Raw genomic sequence first — 14,892 nt, forward strand, 5'->3', positions numbered from 1 at the left:
TGGCGACCCCGGCAGCGGTCCGCTCGCGCGGCTCGCGCCGCTGCCGGCCGGCGCGCCGGCCCGGCCGGCCTTCGCCGCGGTGGAGCAGCGGTACGCACCGTACCTGGTGACGCTGGCCGACATGGTCAACGACATCGACGACTCCGACACCGAGCTGAGGGGGTTCATGGCCGGCGGCTGGTGGCGCACGCCGAGCGAGCCGTTCAACGCCCGCATCATGGAGCACGTCGCCACGCTGGCCTGGTTCCACGGGGCCGACCGGCCGTGGAACCCGTACCGTCACGACCCCGCCCTGCTCGCTCGCCTCGACGCGGCCATCGGCTACTACCTGCGGCTGCAGCACGACGACGGCTCCTGGCCGGAGTACTCGCCCGACGAGCGGTCGCGGGCGGCGACGGCGTTCGCGCTCGGGTACCTGAGCAAGACGCTGCACGAGCTGCGCGCGGCGCGCGTCCTGCCCGACCGCGGCGCCGAGATCAGCGCCGCGCTGCACCGGGCCATGACGTGGTTCCTCGACCCCGGCAACACCGGCATCTGGCAGGACGGCATGGTCGAGTTCGCGAACCAGCCCGCTGCCGGGCTCGCCGGCGCGGCCAAGGCGCTGAACCTGGACCCCGACGCGGGGTTGCGCCGCCTGCTCGACGACCGCATCGCCTACTTCGCCGCCCACGCGCAGAGTCCGGCCGGGTTCCTCTACGAGCCGCGCGGCATGGACATCGCCTACAACCTCAACGTCACGCTCACCGAACTGCACGAGATCCACACCGAGGTCGGCGCTCCGGTGCTGCTGCCGGTGGTGCGCCGGCTCGCGGAGTGGCTGGCCTACACCGTCGTCCCCGAGCCCGACGGCGCCGGGCTGGTCTCGTTCGCGTCCGGCGCGGCGCGCACCCCGATGTACTTCCTCGACGCGGTCACGCCGGACCGGCAGCAGCGCGACCTCGGGTCGGTGTTCTGCCGCACGGTGCCCCAACTGCGGGTCTTCTATCCCGCCCGCGAGGACCGGGACGCCCAGCGGGCGGCGTGGGCGGCGGCGCCGGAACCGGTCGCGCCGCTGGCGCCGGGCGACACCAACCCCCGGATCCCGGCGAACATCCCCTACGGCGAGGGGTACCCGACCCGCCGGCAGCGCGACGTGGCGATCGCCGGGCTGCCGGCCGTGCGGTTCAGCCGGTTCACCGAACTGCGGGTCGACCCGCAGGACCAGCACTACCTGTTCCTCCGGCGCCCGTCGTACTACCTGCAGGCGTTCCTGGGCACGCGGCCCAACGGGGTGGTGCGGGCGGGCCTCGGGCTGCTGTGGCACCCGGCGGCGGGCACGTTCGTCCACGGCGGGCAGAGCTCCAACACCGAGTGCTGGGCGACCGTCCTCCCGAACGGCGGCACCGACGGGGCGTCCAACCTGACGCCGGCCTACCACGACGGTCCCGTTGCCGCCGGTCCGGTCGTCGCGCCCGACCAGGTCGCGGTGGTCCGCGGCGACCTCGGCCTGCGCTGGACGACGACGGGGGGCAACGTCACCGTCGCCGCCCTGTTCACCGACACCGGCCTGGTCCGGGAGATCGCGACGACGATGGACGCGGTCGAGCAGGTGCCGCTCGTCCTCCGGCCGGACGACGACGTGCGGTGGTCGACGGGGTCCGAGGTGGTGTTCGGCGCGCCGGCGGCCGCGACGGCCACCTCGCTGACGATCACCCGCGGCGACGTCACGCTGACCATCGACTGGGGCCGCGAGGCCGCCGCCTCGGTCACGCCCGCCGCCCGCACCTACTTCCTGGACGCCTCCCGCCGGCTGCACGTCCTGCGGGTCCCGCACGGCCGCGCCGGCCGGATCGCCTACACATTCGCCAGCGGGTCCTGGGCGTGAGTAACGTTCTCGAGCCGGATTCGGCCTCACCGCGCGACTCACACTCAGCTCGAGAAGCAGGCCACGCCCGGCCCGCTGGCATCGCCCCACGGCCGCCTCGGGATTGACCCGCGGGTGATGCTTGATAGTTGCGTGTCGGTTGATCCTCGACGCCCGTCGCAGCGCGCATGAGGCACGAAGTTGGCTCGCAAGCTGGCGACTCGTAGCAGACTGAGGCGATGACCGAGATCAGGCCGGCGGTAAACGCGGATGCTGCGCGGTGGTTGCTGCAGGCCGAGGTCGATTGGCGGGATCTTGTTCGGTACGGCCCGCCAGGCTTCGACGTGTACGTGCGGATCGCCTTCGCCCCGGGGGCCGATGATGTCGACCCGGCAGGAGAAGATCCTGCCCTTCGTGTAGCCCTCGCGACGTTGGCCTCGTACACGGCCACGCCGGCCCGAGGGTATGCGGCGGTCTGGGAGGGCTGGGGCGGGGAGCCGGTTCCTCAGGCGCCACGAGTGCCGATTCCACATCGAACGATGCTGCTGTTCACCGGTCCTGTCGGGGTGCTCAGGGACGCACCGTCCGTGGCCTGGTACGGCTCCGTGGAGGGCTGTCAGGAACCGCACCTCGTGTGGCCGGAGGATCAGGCCTGGTGCGTGGCCTGCGAGGTCGACGAGGAGATCGAGTTCACCGTGGGGTGCTCTGTCGACGCGTCGCTTGCGCTGGCTGGAGCCCTTCCCGGTAGCGTCCGACGGCTGCGCTATGGGGAACCGGCGCCGTTGTATCGCGACCCCGCCTAGCGCTGTCGCTTGCGCATCGGCAGATCCGTGACGCCCAACTGCGCGGAAGCGATGGCGCCGGCATCGAGTCGCCGGCGGCGATGGTTGCGTGCCGCAGGCCGCGATGGGTGAGCGATCCGGGTAGCCAGGACGACACCGATCCCTCACCCATCGCGGCCGCGCTGCAGCGTCGGCGATCTCGGCGTCGGCCGGCAGCCCCACCGACGAGACCGGCCCGGACATGAAAACAGCTCAGAGGGCGACCCTCTGAGCTGCTGGGCTTGCTGGCGGTCCTGACGGGACTTGAACCCGCGACCTCCGCCTTGACAGTGCGGATCGGGCTCGCCGTCCGCTGTCGTCCGTTGCTGTCGGTGGTTCATTCGCGCAGGTCAGGACGGCGGCTGCTATCGGCCTTTGTTCGCGGGCGGTGCGGGTTCTGATGCCTCTTCGCTGCCTCGTCGCTGCGCGGCCACGTGGCCCGCCTTCACGCTTGTGCGTCCTCATCAGTTAGTCGCCCCCGGCCGGTGCTGGAACACCGGGCCGGGGACTTGATCCCAACCTGAACGAGCAGGGAGAGACCCGTGGTCAAGCTACCCGAACCCGATACCCGAGAGATCATTACCCGCGAACCCTTCGTCGAGGAGGGCGTCGGCGAGATGGTCGCGCACATCCTGCACGGTGACGCTCACATCGATGTGGTGATCAAGCCGTTCGAGACCGAGATGTACGCGCAGTTCGATCTGCTGCCGAAGGAGGCCCGCCGGCTGGCAGCTGATCTGGTGCGGATCGCGGATGTGGCGCAGCAGGCGATGTGGACGCCGATGCTGCTCGCCAACGTCCGGGAGCGGTACCTACCTGGCGCGACCGATGCCGAGATCGTCGAACAGCTCAATCGCATGGTCGAGCGCGATGGAGGTCTGGAGCTGATGAAGCCGGGGGTGCTCTACCCGCAGGACGGCTACACGCTGAGGAGCCAGGCCCACAGCGAGGTCGTCGACCGAGTCGCAGGCGTGCTGTCGGAAGCCGGCGTAACGCTGGGCGAGCTGGAGTCCGTTGTCCGTGATCTGCGCAAGATCCAGCGCGCCGAGACCGAGGACGCCTCGTGACGGCCGCAGACCGGGAGGACTGCCCGGTGAAGTGGTGCGACGAGTCCGGGGTCCACACCGTGCACCGGCACTATGTGCAGTCGATCGCGGCCGACTCCGGACGCTGGGTCCTCGGCGTCAACGTCGTCCGCCCGCACAGCTCGACGACCGGGGTCGAGCTGACGACCGTGCCACGTCATGGTCGCAGCACCGTGGTTCGCCTCGGGACCCATGAGGCCGACCTACTGCACGAGGCGATCCGCGAGGCCGTCGAACGCATCCAGCGACGAGCTGGCCGCGACGCTCTCTGACGATGTGCCGGCTGGTCCCGTCGCATCGGCTGCTGGTGCGACGGGACCAGACTTTTCTACGCCACTAGCTGCGACGACGCGCGACGCCTTCCGAGCGTGCGTCGTCTCGACTGAAAGTGAGACTGCTGTGTCTGCTGAGCTTCTGCCGTACGCTGGGACTATGTCCGAGATGCCGGTGCAGGACGCGAAGGATCACCTCAGTGAGGTGATCAGCCGAGCCACGTCCACCGGGGAGGTCATCTACCTGACCGACCACGGCGAGCGCCTGGCCGCCATCATGCCGGCCGAACGCGCCGCCGTCCTCGATGGTCTGCTGGCCGTTGAGGAGTTCGAGGCCGAGCACGGACCAATCCCCGCCGACGAGGCACGTAAGGCGCACGACGTGCTGGTCCGCGAGGGCGTCATTACTGACTGATGGGCATCACTTACGACACCGGCGCGTTGGTCGCGGCGGAAGCGAACCGTGTCGACATCTGGGCCTTGCACCGTGACGCGCTGCGCCACGAGATCCGCCCCGTCGTCCCCGCCGCCGTCCTGGCCCAAGCGTGGCGCGGCGGCCCGCAGCACCAGCTCTCTCGCCTCCTGCGTGGCTGCAAGATCGAGCCAATGACCGAACAGCTCGCGCGCGAGGCCGGCGCCGCATGCGCAGCCGCGAGAACGAGCGACGTTGTCGACGCCACCGTCGTCATCTCCGCGCTCTCACGCGGCGACCTGGTCGTCACAAGCGATCTGGGCGACCTTGCTCGCCTGAGCGACGCACTCAACGTATCGCTGCGCCTTCACGGCATCTGACAACGTCCGCTCATGTATGCCTACAGTCCGGGCGTTGTTGCACTGGCGGGCAATCAATTTCGCAGGCGTAGCTCAATATCGCTGCGGATCTTGTCGATTAACTGGACGTTTTGGTTGGCGACCGCCTCGCTTGGCGTGGAGGCTACCAGGGCTGCAACCTCGGCCTTTAGCTTCCTCTTCGTCTCGTCAGTCCATTGCTTTCCAGCATCCACAAATTCCCCCTCGATGCGGTCTGACCATTTCGTACGAGCTCTTCGAAATTTGCCCGTTAGCGAGATTCCGTACCCGTTTTGGAGAAGGTCGCTGTATAACTCCGAATTCAGGATGTCCTCAAACTCGGAATTCCTCATACCGACGGCCCTAAGAAAGGTCACATCCCTTTCCTCCAGAATTCCCCTAGACTTGGCTGTCTCCGCAGCGTTCCGACCTTCGTCATCGTAATCGAGGAGAACGTACGCATCGCACACCTGGCTAGCCAAATGGGAAAGATGGAACGCCAACTTCGATGCGCCTCCCATTGCAATGAATGCCGCCCGACCCTCCTTTGCCGCTTGGCCTATTTCCGCAGATCTATTCGAGAGGATAGCCCTAAGGGCCGTCGCGTCATGATCGCCTTCAACGAGGACAACCAGTTCCGCGGCTATCAAGTTGTCGAATACGCGCACGCCAAGGGCACTTCGAACCTCATGCATCCGCTTTGCCGGCCTCGCACTATTGTGCTGTACGACGATGTTACTAGATATCTCCGAGCGATTAACGATGATTGGATTGTGCGTCGTCACGATAACTTGTTGGCTGTCTGCCGCGTTTCGTAGCGTTGATCTGAGTGCATGTACGGCGTCCGGATGAAGGTGCGCCTCGGGTTCTTCGATTGCCAACACCATCGTGGCTGCCGATGAACGCTGGATAGCGAGGTGCTGCATGAGCGACAACGCTGCCAAGCTCTGAACTCCGTCGCCCTTATCCCGAAGACTTGTCTGCACCCCGTCGTCGATAAGAATGTCCTCTGGTACAAGGAAAGTGCGCTCATCGGTGAGTCTGATTTGTACGCCTTGAATGCTCGGAAGAAATTCTCCGAGCGCCTTGAGGAGGGAGTCCTGGACTCCGTCGATTACCGGCTGGCGCAGCTCGCGGATCTTCTGCAGGGCCGCCTGATATTCCTCATTATCCTCAAGCAACCGAAGCTCGGCCTGCACTAGACTCCGAACGGCATCCCGGGCGCGTGAGTGGGTTCTAATTGCTAGGATGCTGTGGAAGTCGATGCGCTCACTGATGAACCGCGCAATTGGGCCCGCATTCTCTCGAAGCTTCGACTTTCCTGGCCCGCGCTTCAGGATATCGAACTCGGCGCCCTTCTTATCTAAGTACCATTGAGTGATTAGCGTCTGATTCAGATGTACGCCCGTCAGGTCGCGCAGTTCCGCCATCTCATTTTCGTCGAGCGCGAACGAAAGGCGGATCGTCGTACGCCCACCGGGTTTCTTAGGTTGTAGAACTAGCGGATAGTCCCGTTCCCACTCGTAGGCTGCGTCGCGCTCGCGTCTCATCTCCGGGTCCACGCGGTACGAATGGAGCCGTCCGGCTACGCTCATCGGCAGGCGTCGGACCGAAGGTTGAAGGTTCTGGCTAGTCCGCGCAAAGCCCTTAATTAGATCGACGCCTAGAACCGTGGCGCGTAGAAGGTTGCTTTTCCCCTCATTATTCGGTCCAACCAGAACCGTAAAGTTGCTGAGCTCGAAGCTCTCGGCGCTTTGGATGCTGCGGTAATTATTCACGCGCACGCTAGCAAGTCTCATGCGCGGACCGTAGCGCTTGGGTAGGACTCATGCACGCGGAGGCCTACATCACGACGTCGTCCTCATGGCTGCCGGTCGTTGGCTGGAGCGGAGCGGGTCAAGGGCCGGCGAAGCCGATCACGTAGTGACGACAAAGTCGCCCTTGACGCGCGGAGCGGAGGTCAAAGAATGGCCGCGATGAGGGGGACGGCGCTCGGTGACGCGCCTACGTGGTCTGAGTCGGTGTCGGCCAGCTCGTGTGCACGCCTGGTCCGCGCCCGGAACGGCCGCCAGGCCGCACGCCCGGCGCGTGGCCGGGCGGGCTGCGGCGCGCTTGCGCGCCGCCTTGATCCCAAATAGCTCAATCCATCAGTGTGCGGCGCGGAAGTCGAGTCGTGTCACGGCCGATACTGGACGATTCGCGTCCCAATGCTTACGTCAAGGCGGCGGTCGGATGGGTGAGCCTGGCTGGTGACCGCTTCACGAACTTGTGCGATGGCGAAGCTTCGTGCCGATCGGCGAGGACCCCGTTACGCACTGAGGGCCTCCGGGGTAGCCTCGTCCAGGGACGGGCCAAAAGGATGTCTTCGAGGTGAGGAGTGCCAATGCGGCCGCCGGAGAAGTTGACTCCAGCGTTACAGGAACTGCTTGAGAACGTGGACGCTGAACGCGACGAGTTTCTGAGCCTGGGGGATTTCGGTGAACAAGTGAACGAAAGGCTTCGCCGAGCCTTCCTGCCCGATATGATTAGTGACACTTTGAATATTGAAGGCGTTCACGTAAATCCTCGCATCACCCTCGCGGTCCTGGATGGGCTTGCGCTAGCAGAGGCGGATAAGTACGTCGAGGTAGAGGTACGCAATGTGATTGACGCCCATTCACTGGTTGATACATTGGTTCGGGAGGGTTATTCGCTAACCCCGGACCTCATAAGACAAGTGAACTTCCAGATTGAGAAGGAAATAATTCCAAGCGCTGGGTCATTCCGGAGCAAGGATGTCCAGATCAGTGGGGCGCAGATCAAGCCCCCCGCGTTCGCATATGTTGAAGCGCGAGTGCAAGAGATATGCGACTCATTTTCTGCGTATGATCATCATCACCCAGTCGTACTAGCGGCGTGGATTCACCGCGAGTTGGCCGAGGTTCATCCGTTCGAGGACGGCAATGGTCGCACTGCCCGACTAATTCAGGACTTGGTACTAGCTTCGGCAAGATTTCTGCCCGTTGGCATCCCGGCGTTTCGACGTCAAGAATATTACGACGCGCTGCAAACGGCTGATTTCGGTGATCTGGAACCTCTCATTGCGATGATCGCCAACAGCCAACTGACTGCGTTGACCAAAGCGCGACGAGTTGCCAAAGACCCAGGCGTACGCAAGGCAGCGATCTCGCGGCTACTACAGGGTCGCAACCAGGCGGCAACGCGAGCTCGTGAACGCGAGTACGAACTGTGGCGTCGCAGGGTCGAAGAGCTTGTTGAGGAGACTCAGGTTTGGGCAGCCGAGCTCGAACGTGAGGTCGAGGGCGCCCGGCTCATGCGCGTCAAGTTGTGGGATCCCCTCCCCCTGGACGCATGGCAAGAGATTCGAGACCGGGGATTTATCCGAAACTCTTGGATCGCTACGATATTCATCAGCGAGCCTGCAAGTCCGGGTTTCAGTATCCTGCTTGCCGCCAAGAGAATCGACAAGATTACAACACTCGATCTGCGGGACCGCTATTCTGAGGTCGCACTGCAGGTAGTCGTCGCCGACGGCGAGAATCGTTACGACTTCCATTACGCCGATCCCTATGTGACTGTCCGCGCAATTTGCCCTTCGGAGGGCGGATTCGAGGTGTTAGCCAGCGTCCCCGGGCCTGCGGGCGCATCGAAGCGTGTTACGGCGACCGAGGCAGTCGAGGCGCTTCTCACCGGCGCCGCATTGAAGGCGGGTTGGAGTTCTTAGCCTTCATCGCCGTTGGCGACGAAATGCTCTTGTCGGGACGGGAGGAGAGTGGCCGCCGCACCCTGAGCGGAGTGTGTGGTGCTGGTTACACCATGCCCGCTGTGAAATTTCGAGCGAAGGGCGGTTCGCGTGGCGTTCCAGAAGAGTGACAGCCTCGGTCAGCCAGCTTGCTGACGTCTTTGGACGCGTTCTGAGGCTTCGCCGCGAGGCCGGTCAGTCGTTGCGGGGCGGGACGGGGAGCCGATAGGAAAGGACGTAGCGGTCGGAGGAGACCACGATGTCGGCGGTCTCGACGGGCCGGCTCTTCGCGAAGTATGTGCGTTCGATCGCGAGGATGGGCACGCCAACCGGAACCTTCAGTGTCTCTGCCTCGTAGGGGCGTGCTGACCGTCCGGTGACGTCTTCGACGACGTGGGTGATGTGGATGCCGATGGCATCCATCCGAGGCACGACGCCGGTGACGGGACCACCTTCGGGTTGTTCGACGGGCGTGCCCTCGGTGATGGCCAGCGGCTCGAACGACGTCGACAGCATCGCCGGCTCGCCGTCGGCGAAGAAGCGGTAGCTGGTGCGCATCACCGGGTCGCCGGCCTGGATGCCGAGCCGGTCGGCGATCGTCTTCGATGCGGTGGTTCTGCGGGTCTGGTACTCCCACTCTGGCACCTGGCCGGACGCTCGCGCGGACGCCGCGAATGGCGATGCCTCGGGGCGCTCGCTGTACAGGTCGCCGACCACACGGGTGCGTTGGGGTCGCTGGGCTCGGACGAAGCTGCCGCGCCCCTGCTGCTTGACCACGAGTCCTTCGGACCGGAGGACTTCGACGGCGTTGCGCACGACGATGCGTGAGACGCCGTAGTCGGCCATGAGGTCGGCTTCGCTGGGCAACCGGTCCTCGGCCTGCAACGTGCCGTCGAGGATCTGGCTGCGGATGTCGTCAGCGATCTGCAGGTAGGCAGGGCGACCCCTGAAGTCCGCCACAGGCCCTCCCCTCTACTCGACAGAACAAGTCTTCCACCTGGGCGACCGCCCGCGTAACTGTGGCGGTCAGCGTGGCGTGTCGGATTCCACGTGTCCAGTCGTCCTACTTGTTATAACGTGTTGAGTGCTGGATGGAGTCATCCCCTATCCCCGGAGGTCACGATGACGACCCAGAGATTCGCCTCGGCCATGGCGGCGACGCTGCGGCCGTTGCGGCTGAACTTCGCCCAGGTGTGCATCTGGTGCGGCTACCGGTGGTGCGCGTCGGCGCGCTGCATCGGCCTGCACGAGCGGTCGGTGTGGATCGTCTGCATGGACTGCGACGGCTTCGGCGTGCTCGGCCCGCTGGACGCCTGCCACTGCGTGCACGGGCTGATGGAGGCCACACCGGCCGTCGATCCCGCCGAGCTGCGCCGGCCGCTGCCCGTGTACCGCCCAGAGGACGACGAGCCGGAGTTCATGGTCACGCCGCGCCCGGCAGGGCGGTCGTGATGGTGCTCGGCCCGGCCCTCTCCGACGAACTGGTCCGCAGCGCCGCCGTCCTCCTCGGCGCCTGCGTGCGTCCGGTGCTGTCGCGGGTGACCGACACCACGACCGGAGACGTGCGGACCGTGACGATCGCGTGCGGCGCGACCCGTGAGGCGGTCTGCCCGTCCTGTGCGGAGCGGGCTCGCCGGCTGCGGATGCAGCAGTGCCGCGAGGGCTGGCACCTCGACACCGAACCCGAGCTCGACGACCAGGACGACGCTGAGAGCGACGACGAGACTCCCACGGACGACGACGAGGACGACGCGACAGAGCGGCGTGTGCGGTCCACCAGGCGGCGTGAGGACGTGCCGGACCTGCCTCGGCTGCCGGTCTCGGGCCACACCGTCGGGCGGACCTTCGAGGCACCGGACGGCAAGACCTACCGGCCGTCGATGTTCCTCACGCTCACGATGCCGTCCTACGGCCGCGTCACTGACGAGGGCGTGCCAGCTGACCCGCACCGGTACGACTACCGGCGCGCCGCGCTGGACGCGATGCACTTCCCGAAGCTCATCGACCGGTTCTGGCAGAACCTGCGCCGCGCCACCGGCTACAACGTGCAGTACTTCGCCGCCGTCGAGCCGCAACGCCGACTAGCGCCACACCTGCACGCCGCCATCCGCGGTGCCATCCCGCGCCAGCTCATCAAGCAGGTCGCTGCCGCGACGTATCACCAGGTCTGGTGGCCCGGCATCGACCACGTCCACCACTACCGCGACGGCCGGCCGGCGTGGGACGACGAGCAGGGCGGCTACGTCGACGACGGCGGTTGGATGCTGCCGACCTGGGACGAGGCGATGGACTACGTCGACAACGGCGACGGTCTCGACGTCGGCGAGGAACCCGAGCCGGTCCACGTGCTGCGCTTCGGCGTCCAGGTCGACCTACAAGGCATCCTCGCCGGGACACCGGCCGCTGACCGCCGCGTCGGCTACCTGACGAAATACCTGACCAAGTCCATCGCCGAACCGCTCGACACCGACGACCCGAACCGCATCTCGGCCGCTCGCCGCGCCCACATCGACCGGCTCGCCGAGGAAGTCCGCTGGCTGCCCTGCTCGCCCACGTGCGCAAACTGGCTCCGGTACGGCACCCAGCCGAAGAACGCCAAGCCGGGCATGGAACCCGGCCGCTGCCCATCCAAGGCCCACGACCGCGACCACCTCGGCCTCGGCGGCCGCCGCGTCCTCGTCTCGCGCAAGTGGACCGGCAAGACGCTGACCGAGCACCGCGCCGACCGGGCCGCCGTCGTCCGGGCAGTCCTCACCGAAGCCGGCATCGAGATGGACGACCACGACCAGCTCTCGACAACCGCCACCGCACCCGACGGCAAGCCCCGCTACATCTGGACACCGGTCCGACCCGGCGACCCCGACGCACCCTCCTACGTGTGGGCCGTCGCGAAGTCAATCGAGCAGCGCCGCCGCTGGCGCGAGCAGTACGACGCCGCCAAACAGGCCACCGGACCGCCGTCCGGCGATGTTTCGGCAACCGACCCCTCCCCGGAAGGAACCCCGCTATGCCCGACAACGTGATCCGCCTCGACGCCCTCGTCTACTCCGTCGCCGAAGTCGCGGAGCTGCTGAACCTCGCCCTCGGCGGCACCTACGCCCTCGTGCGATCCGGGGACATCCCGGCGCGCAAGCTCGGCGGGCGCTGGGTCATCCCCAAACAGGTGTTCCACGACTGGCTCGAGGACGTCACCGTCGAGCCCGACCCGGAGCCCGGACCGCTGCTCCCCGGCCAGGACGGGCTGTTCTGATGGGCTTCGTACGCAAGACGACTGCCGGGACCTATCGCGCCGCGTGGCGTGATCCGTCCGGAGCGCAGCGGTCCAAGTCGTTCCCGACCAAGCGCGAGGCGTCCCGCTTCCTCGCCGAGGTCGAGTCGGCCAAGAACCACGGGCTGTACGTCGATCCTCGCGCCGGGCGGGTCCGTCTGAGCGACTACGCGGCGACGTGGGTCGCTGGACGGGCGAGCGCCACCACGACCACAGTGCGGACCGACTCCGTCCTCCGGACCCACGTGCTGCCCCGCTGGGGGTCGGTGCCGCTGGACAAGATCGACCACTCGTCGGTCCAGCGCTGGGTCTCGGAGCTGAACGCCACCCGCTCGCCGGCCACCGTGCGGAAGTGCTTCCACGTGCTGGCGGGCATCATGCGGCTCGCCGTCCGTGACCGACTGCTGGCCTTCAACCCGTGCGAGGGCGTCCAGCTCCCGGCGATCCGTCGTTCGGACACCGACGAGCGCACCATCAGCCGCGAGGCGTTCGTGAGCCAGCTCCTACCGGTCGTTCCCGAGCGCCATCGCGCCCTGGTCGCACTGGCCGGCGGAACCGGGCTCCGGTGGGGCGAGTGCGCCGGCCTCCGCTGGGACGCTGTCGACCTGGACGCCGAGGAGGTCCACGTGGTGCGCGTCGCGGTCGAGGTCGCCGGGGCGGTCACGACCAAGCCGTTCCCGAAGTCGCGCGCCGGTCGCCGTGTCGTGCCGCTGCCACCCTTCGTGGTCCAGGCGCTCCGGGGCCACCGTCGCCGCTACGGCCAGGGCGACACGGGCGAGGTGTTCACCAACCAGGCCGGGGGACCGGTCCGCCGCACGCTCTTCCGCGTGCGGATTTGGCGTCCCGCGCTGGTCCGGGCCGGGCTGCTGGGCAAGGTGGTCCAGGAGGGCGAGCGGGTGTACCGGGGCGTCTGGCAGGACGACGCCGGCCGCGAGGTGACGGAGACCTTCGAGACCGAGGCTGCCGCCGTCAAGGAGGTCGCTCGCCGGGCCTGCGGAGGGCTACGGTTCCACGACCTGCGCCACTCGTACGCGACGTGGCTGGTGTCCGACGGCGTCCCCGTCAACGACGTCCAGCGGGTCATGGGGCACGAGCAGGCGACGACGACGCTCAACCTCTACACGCACGACTCGGGAAGCGCCCGCACCAGAGTGAGGGGACTGTTCGATGCCTTTTCGCTGCCTCGGCCCGCCGACGAGACCGAGTCCGGACATGAGAACAGCTCAGAGGATGACCTCTGAGCTGTGGGTGTTGCTGGCGGTCCTGACGGGACTTGAACCCGCGACCTCCGCCTTGACAGGGCGGCGAGCACTCCGAGCTGCTCCACAGGACCTTGCTGTACTGCCGTGCCCGATGTTGCTGCCGAAGCAGAACACCGCATCCCCAACGGGATTCGAACCCGCGTTGCCGCCTTGAAAGGGCGGAGTCCTAGGCCGCTAGACGATGGGGACCAGATCTGACGACATGGCCCATGGCTCGTCGCCGTTCGGGACGTTGAAAGCATAGGGTGACGCGCTCAGTTCTCCAAATCGGGAGTTGGCGAGGGGTCTTCGGGGCCCTGAGCGGCGCCGTCGTCCTCGCCGGCCTGGTGGCGGTCGATCTCGGCGCTGGTCTGGCCGAGGCCGCCGAGGGTGAGATCGTCCCAGGCCACCAGGGCTTTCGTGTCCGGATCGAAGTAGAGCACCGACAGATTGACCGGAGTGGGATCTTCGTCACGTAGCCCGCGCAGCCCGGCGCCGCCGGTGGAGCCCTGCACCATCACGCGGGTGCCCTCGTCCAGCGTGTAGGTGTCGCGCTTGTGCGCGTGGCCGGAGAGCACCAGCGGGGCGATGCCGTCGAACAGTTCGGCGTGGCTGGGGTCGTGGAAGACGATGACGTCCGGCGGCGGGTCGAGCTCCTCGGCCGCCTCGGCGAACTCCTCGGTGCCGGAGCGGATGAGCTCGTCGGGCACGCCGCGGACGGACTTGTCCGGCGTGAACCGGGGGTCGGGCGCGCCGACGAACCGCAGCCCGGCCACCTCGGCCGGCTCGCCGTCGAGCACGACGGCGTTGGGTGCGGCGGCGACGGCGGCCGCGGTCGCGACGGAGTCGTGGTTGCCCTTGACGAAGACGTAGGGCCGGCCGAGGTCGGCGATGGGGCGCACGTAGGAGCTCTCCAGCGGCGTGCCCTGGTCGACGATGTCGCCGCTGTCGACGATGGCGTCGACGTCGTACTGCTCGGCGACGGCGTCGATGATGTCCCACGCGGCCGGGTTGAGGTGCAGGTCCGACACGTGCAGCACCCGGATGGTGTCGTCGTTCGGCTGGAACGTCTGCAGGTTGAGCGTGGTGTCGTAGACGGCGGCGACGTTGGCGACGAAGCCGGCCAGCTGGTCGGCGTAGGCGTCGAAGTTCGTCGCGATGTCCTCGGCGTTGCCGATCAACTGCGGCGCGGCGGCCAGCGGGCCGGTGTAGGCGGGCTCGCGGACGGCCTCGGAGTCGAACGTCAGCGCCGTGAGCCCGTAGCTGCCGAGCACCGCCGCGGCCGCCACCCCGGCCGCCAGCGCGGTGCGCCGGACCGACCGCAGCACCAGCGCCGCCGCCAGCGTGCCCCCGATGACGGCCGTGAGGGCGGCCCGGATCGCCGCGTCGACGATGACGTCCTCGATGCCGGCGGTGATCTGCTCGTCCAGGCCGGACAGCGAGTACGGGTCGTCGACGTAGCCGCTGAGGCCGTCGAGGTCGACCTGGCGCACCGAGATGTCCAGTGTCACCGGGCCGGAATGGGTGTCGAGGACCACAGCGCCGACGGGGTCGAGATGGATCACCGACTCGCCGCTCAGCGTCGGCCGGAACGCGACGTCGATGGCCAGCGGGCCGACGTAGGTCTGCGTGGTGCCGGCGACGGTGAGCGCGATCCAGGCGCCCGCCAGCGCCAGCACGACCGGGCTGAGCAGCATGAACGTGCGGCGCAGCCACGAGGGCCAGCTCGCCGGACGGGTGTAGTCGCGCCACACCCGCCGCCGCAGCCGGTCACCCGGCGCGCTCGTCTCCGTCGCCACGTCCACGCATCGTTGGTAACACATTTCCGCCC

Annotated in this window: 14 protein-coding genes and 2 tRNA genes; 11 read left to right on the forward strand and 5 right to left on the reverse strand. The window is 67.2% G+C overall.

Translation table 11 applies throughout. The features are described from left to right. The 6 genes from DY240_RS31990 to DY240_RS14400 all read left to right on the forward strand — a co-directional run. Window positions 1-1,864, forward strand: a 1,864-nt coding sequence (locus tag DY240_RS31990) for a hypothetical protein (RefSeq protein WP_119660546.1), incomplete at its 5' end; no start/stop codon positions are given. Window positions 1,865-2,082: 218 nt separating this feature from the next. Next, on the forward strand, window positions 2,083-2,646 hold the full coding sequence (locus DY240_RS14385) for a hypothetical protein (protein WP_119660547.1): 564 nt from the start codon (window positions 2,083-2,085) through the stop codon (window positions 2,644-2,646). Between the two features lie 560 nt (window positions 2,647-3,206). Then, window positions 3,207-3,731: a hypothetical protein gene (locus DY240_RS14390; RefSeq protein WP_119660548.1), complete on the forward strand. Its 525-nt coding sequence runs from the start codon at window positions 3,207-3,209 to the stop codon at window positions 3,729-3,731. Continuing rightward, window positions 3,728-4,021: a hypothetical protein gene (locus tag DY240_RS31995; protein WP_158602852.1), complete on the forward strand. Its 294-nt coding sequence runs from the start codon at window positions 3,728-3,730 to the stop codon at window positions 4,019-4,021. Before DY240_RS14390 ends, DY240_RS31995 begins: the two co-directional genes overlap by 4 nt. Before the next feature lie 160 nt (window positions 4,022-4,181). Further along, window positions 4,182-4,436, forward strand: a complete 255-nt coding sequence (locus tag DY240_RS32000; protein WP_051425603.1) for a type II toxin-antitoxin system Phd/YefM family antitoxin — start codon at window positions 4,182-4,184, stop codon at window positions 4,434-4,436. Continuing rightward, the gene (locus tag DY240_RS14400; RefSeq protein WP_199701513.1) at window positions 4,436-4,813 is read left to right on the forward strand and encodes a hypothetical protein; all 378 of its coding nucleotides are present in this window, start codon (window positions 4,436-4,438) and stop codon (window positions 4,811-4,813) included. The genes DY240_RS32000 and DY240_RS14400 overlap by 1 nt, the downstream gene beginning before the upstream one ends. A gap of 53 nt (window positions 4,814-4,866) precedes the next feature. Here the strand turns inward: DY240_RS14400 and DY240_RS14405 are convergent, their stop codons facing one another. Beyond that, window positions 4,867-6,609 (reverse strand): ATP-dependent nuclease, encoded by a 1,743-nt coding sequence (locus DY240_RS14405; protein ID WP_119660551.1) that lies wholly within the window; start codon window positions 6,607-6,609, stop codon window positions 4,867-4,869. 584 nt (window positions 6,610-7,193) lie between these two features. On the opposite strand from DY240_RS14405, the gene DY240_RS14410 reads away from it, so the two are divergent. Beyond that, window positions 7,194-8,534, forward strand: coding sequence for a Fic family protein (locus DY240_RS14410; RefSeq protein WP_119660552.1), 1,341 nt, complete (start codon window positions 7,194-7,196; stop codon window positions 8,532-8,534). Window positions 8,535-8,747: 213 nt separating this feature from the next. Here the strand turns inward: DY240_RS14410 and DY240_RS14415 are convergent, their stop codons facing one another. After that, the gene (locus tag DY240_RS14415; protein WP_119660553.1) at window positions 8,748-9,512 is read right to left on the reverse strand and encodes a GntR family transcriptional regulator; all 765 of its coding nucleotides are present in this window, start codon (window positions 9,510-9,512) and stop codon (window positions 8,748-8,750) included. Window positions 9,513-9,674: 162 nt separating this feature from the next. Here DY240_RS14415 and DY240_RS14420 point away from each other — a divergent pair, with 162 nt between their 5' ends. The 4 genes from DY240_RS14420 to DY240_RS14435 are packed head-to-tail and all read left to right on the forward strand — an operon-like array spanning window position 9,675 to window position 13,061. Then, a complete protein-coding gene (locus tag DY240_RS14420; protein ID WP_147375325.1) occupies window positions 9,675-10,004 on the forward strand; it encodes a hypothetical protein in 330 nt (109 codons plus the stop codon). Then, the gene (locus DY240_RS14425) at window positions 10,004-11,575 is read left to right on the forward strand and encodes a replication initiator (protein WP_119660555.1); all 1,572 of its coding nucleotides are present in this window, start codon (window positions 10,004-10,006) and stop codon (window positions 11,573-11,575) included. The genes DY240_RS14420 and DY240_RS14425 overlap by 1 nt, the downstream gene beginning before the upstream one ends. Further along, window positions 11,560-11,802, forward strand: a complete 243-nt coding sequence (locus DY240_RS14430; RefSeq protein WP_119660556.1) for a helix-turn-helix domain-containing protein — start codon at window positions 11,560-11,562, stop codon at window positions 11,800-11,802. The genes DY240_RS14425 and DY240_RS14430 overlap by 16 nt, the downstream gene beginning before the upstream one ends. Further along, window positions 11,802-13,061: a tyrosine-type recombinase/integrase gene (locus DY240_RS14435; RefSeq protein WP_119660557.1), complete on the forward strand. Its 1,260-nt coding sequence runs from the start codon at window positions 11,802-11,804 to the stop codon at window positions 13,059-13,061. Before DY240_RS14430 ends, DY240_RS14435 begins: the two co-directional genes overlap by 1 nt. A gap of 14 nt (window positions 13,062-13,075) precedes the next feature. On the opposite strand, the gene DY240_RS14440 is transcribed toward DY240_RS14435, so the two are convergent. From DY240_RS14440 to DY240_RS14450, 3 genes are all read right to left on the reverse strand, one after another. Beyond that, window positions 13,076-13,153: transfer RNA gene (locus tag DY240_RS14440), tRNA-Asp, on the reverse strand. 45 nt (window positions 13,154-13,198) lie between these two features. Then, window positions 13,199-13,271 (reverse strand) — tRNA-Glu (locus DY240_RS14445). A gap of 65 nt (window positions 13,272-13,336) precedes the next feature. Beyond that, complete coding sequence (locus tag DY240_RS14450; protein ID WP_119660558.1) at window positions 13,337-14,866, reverse strand: metallophosphoesterase family protein; 1,530 nt, start codon at window positions 14,864-14,866, stop codon at window positions 13,337-13,339. Window positions 14,867-14,892: the final 26 nt, after the last annotated feature.

It is taken from the genome of Jiangella rhizosphaerae, assembly GCF_003579925.1.
In the GTDB taxonomy this organism is placed as follows: domain Bacteria; phylum Actinomycetota; class Actinomycetes; order Jiangellales; family Jiangellaceae; genus Jiangella; species Jiangella rhizosphaerae.

Coding starts and splice junctions, on each gene's coding strand:
- DY240_RS14400 (WP_199701513.1), top strand. CDS start 4,436: ATGGGCATCACTTACGACACCGGCGCGTTGGTCGCGGCGGAAGCGAAC.
- DY240_RS14435 (WP_119660557.1), top strand. CDS start 11,802: ATGGGCTTCGTACGCAAGACGACTGCCGGGACCTATCGCGCCGCGTGG.
- DY240_RS14425 (WP_119660555.1), top strand. CDS start 10,004: ATGGTGCTCGGCCCGGCCCTCTCCGACGAACTGGTCCGCAGCGCCGCC.
- DY240_RS32000 (WP_051425603.1), top strand. CDS start 4,182: ATGTCCGAGATGCCGGTGCAGGACGCGAAGGATCACCTCAGTGAGGTG.
- DY240_RS14405 (WP_119660551.1), bottom strand. CDS start 6,609: ATGAGACTTGCTAGCGTGCGCGTGAATAATTACCGCAGCATCCAAAGC.
- DY240_RS14430 (WP_119660556.1), top strand. CDS start 11,560: ATGCCCGACAACGTGATCCGCCTCGACGCCCTCGTCTACTCCGTCGCC.
- DY240_RS14410 (WP_119660552.1), top strand. CDS start 7,194: ATGCGGCCGCCGGAGAAGTTGACTCCAGCGTTACAGGAACTGCTTGAG.
- DY240_RS14385 (WP_119660547.1), top strand. CDS start 2,083: ATGACCGAGATCAGGCCGGCGGTAAACGCGGATGCTGCGCGGTGGTTG.
- DY240_RS14420 (WP_147375325.1), top strand. CDS start 9,675: ATGACGACCCAGAGATTCGCCTCGGCCATGGCGGCGACGCTGCGGCCG.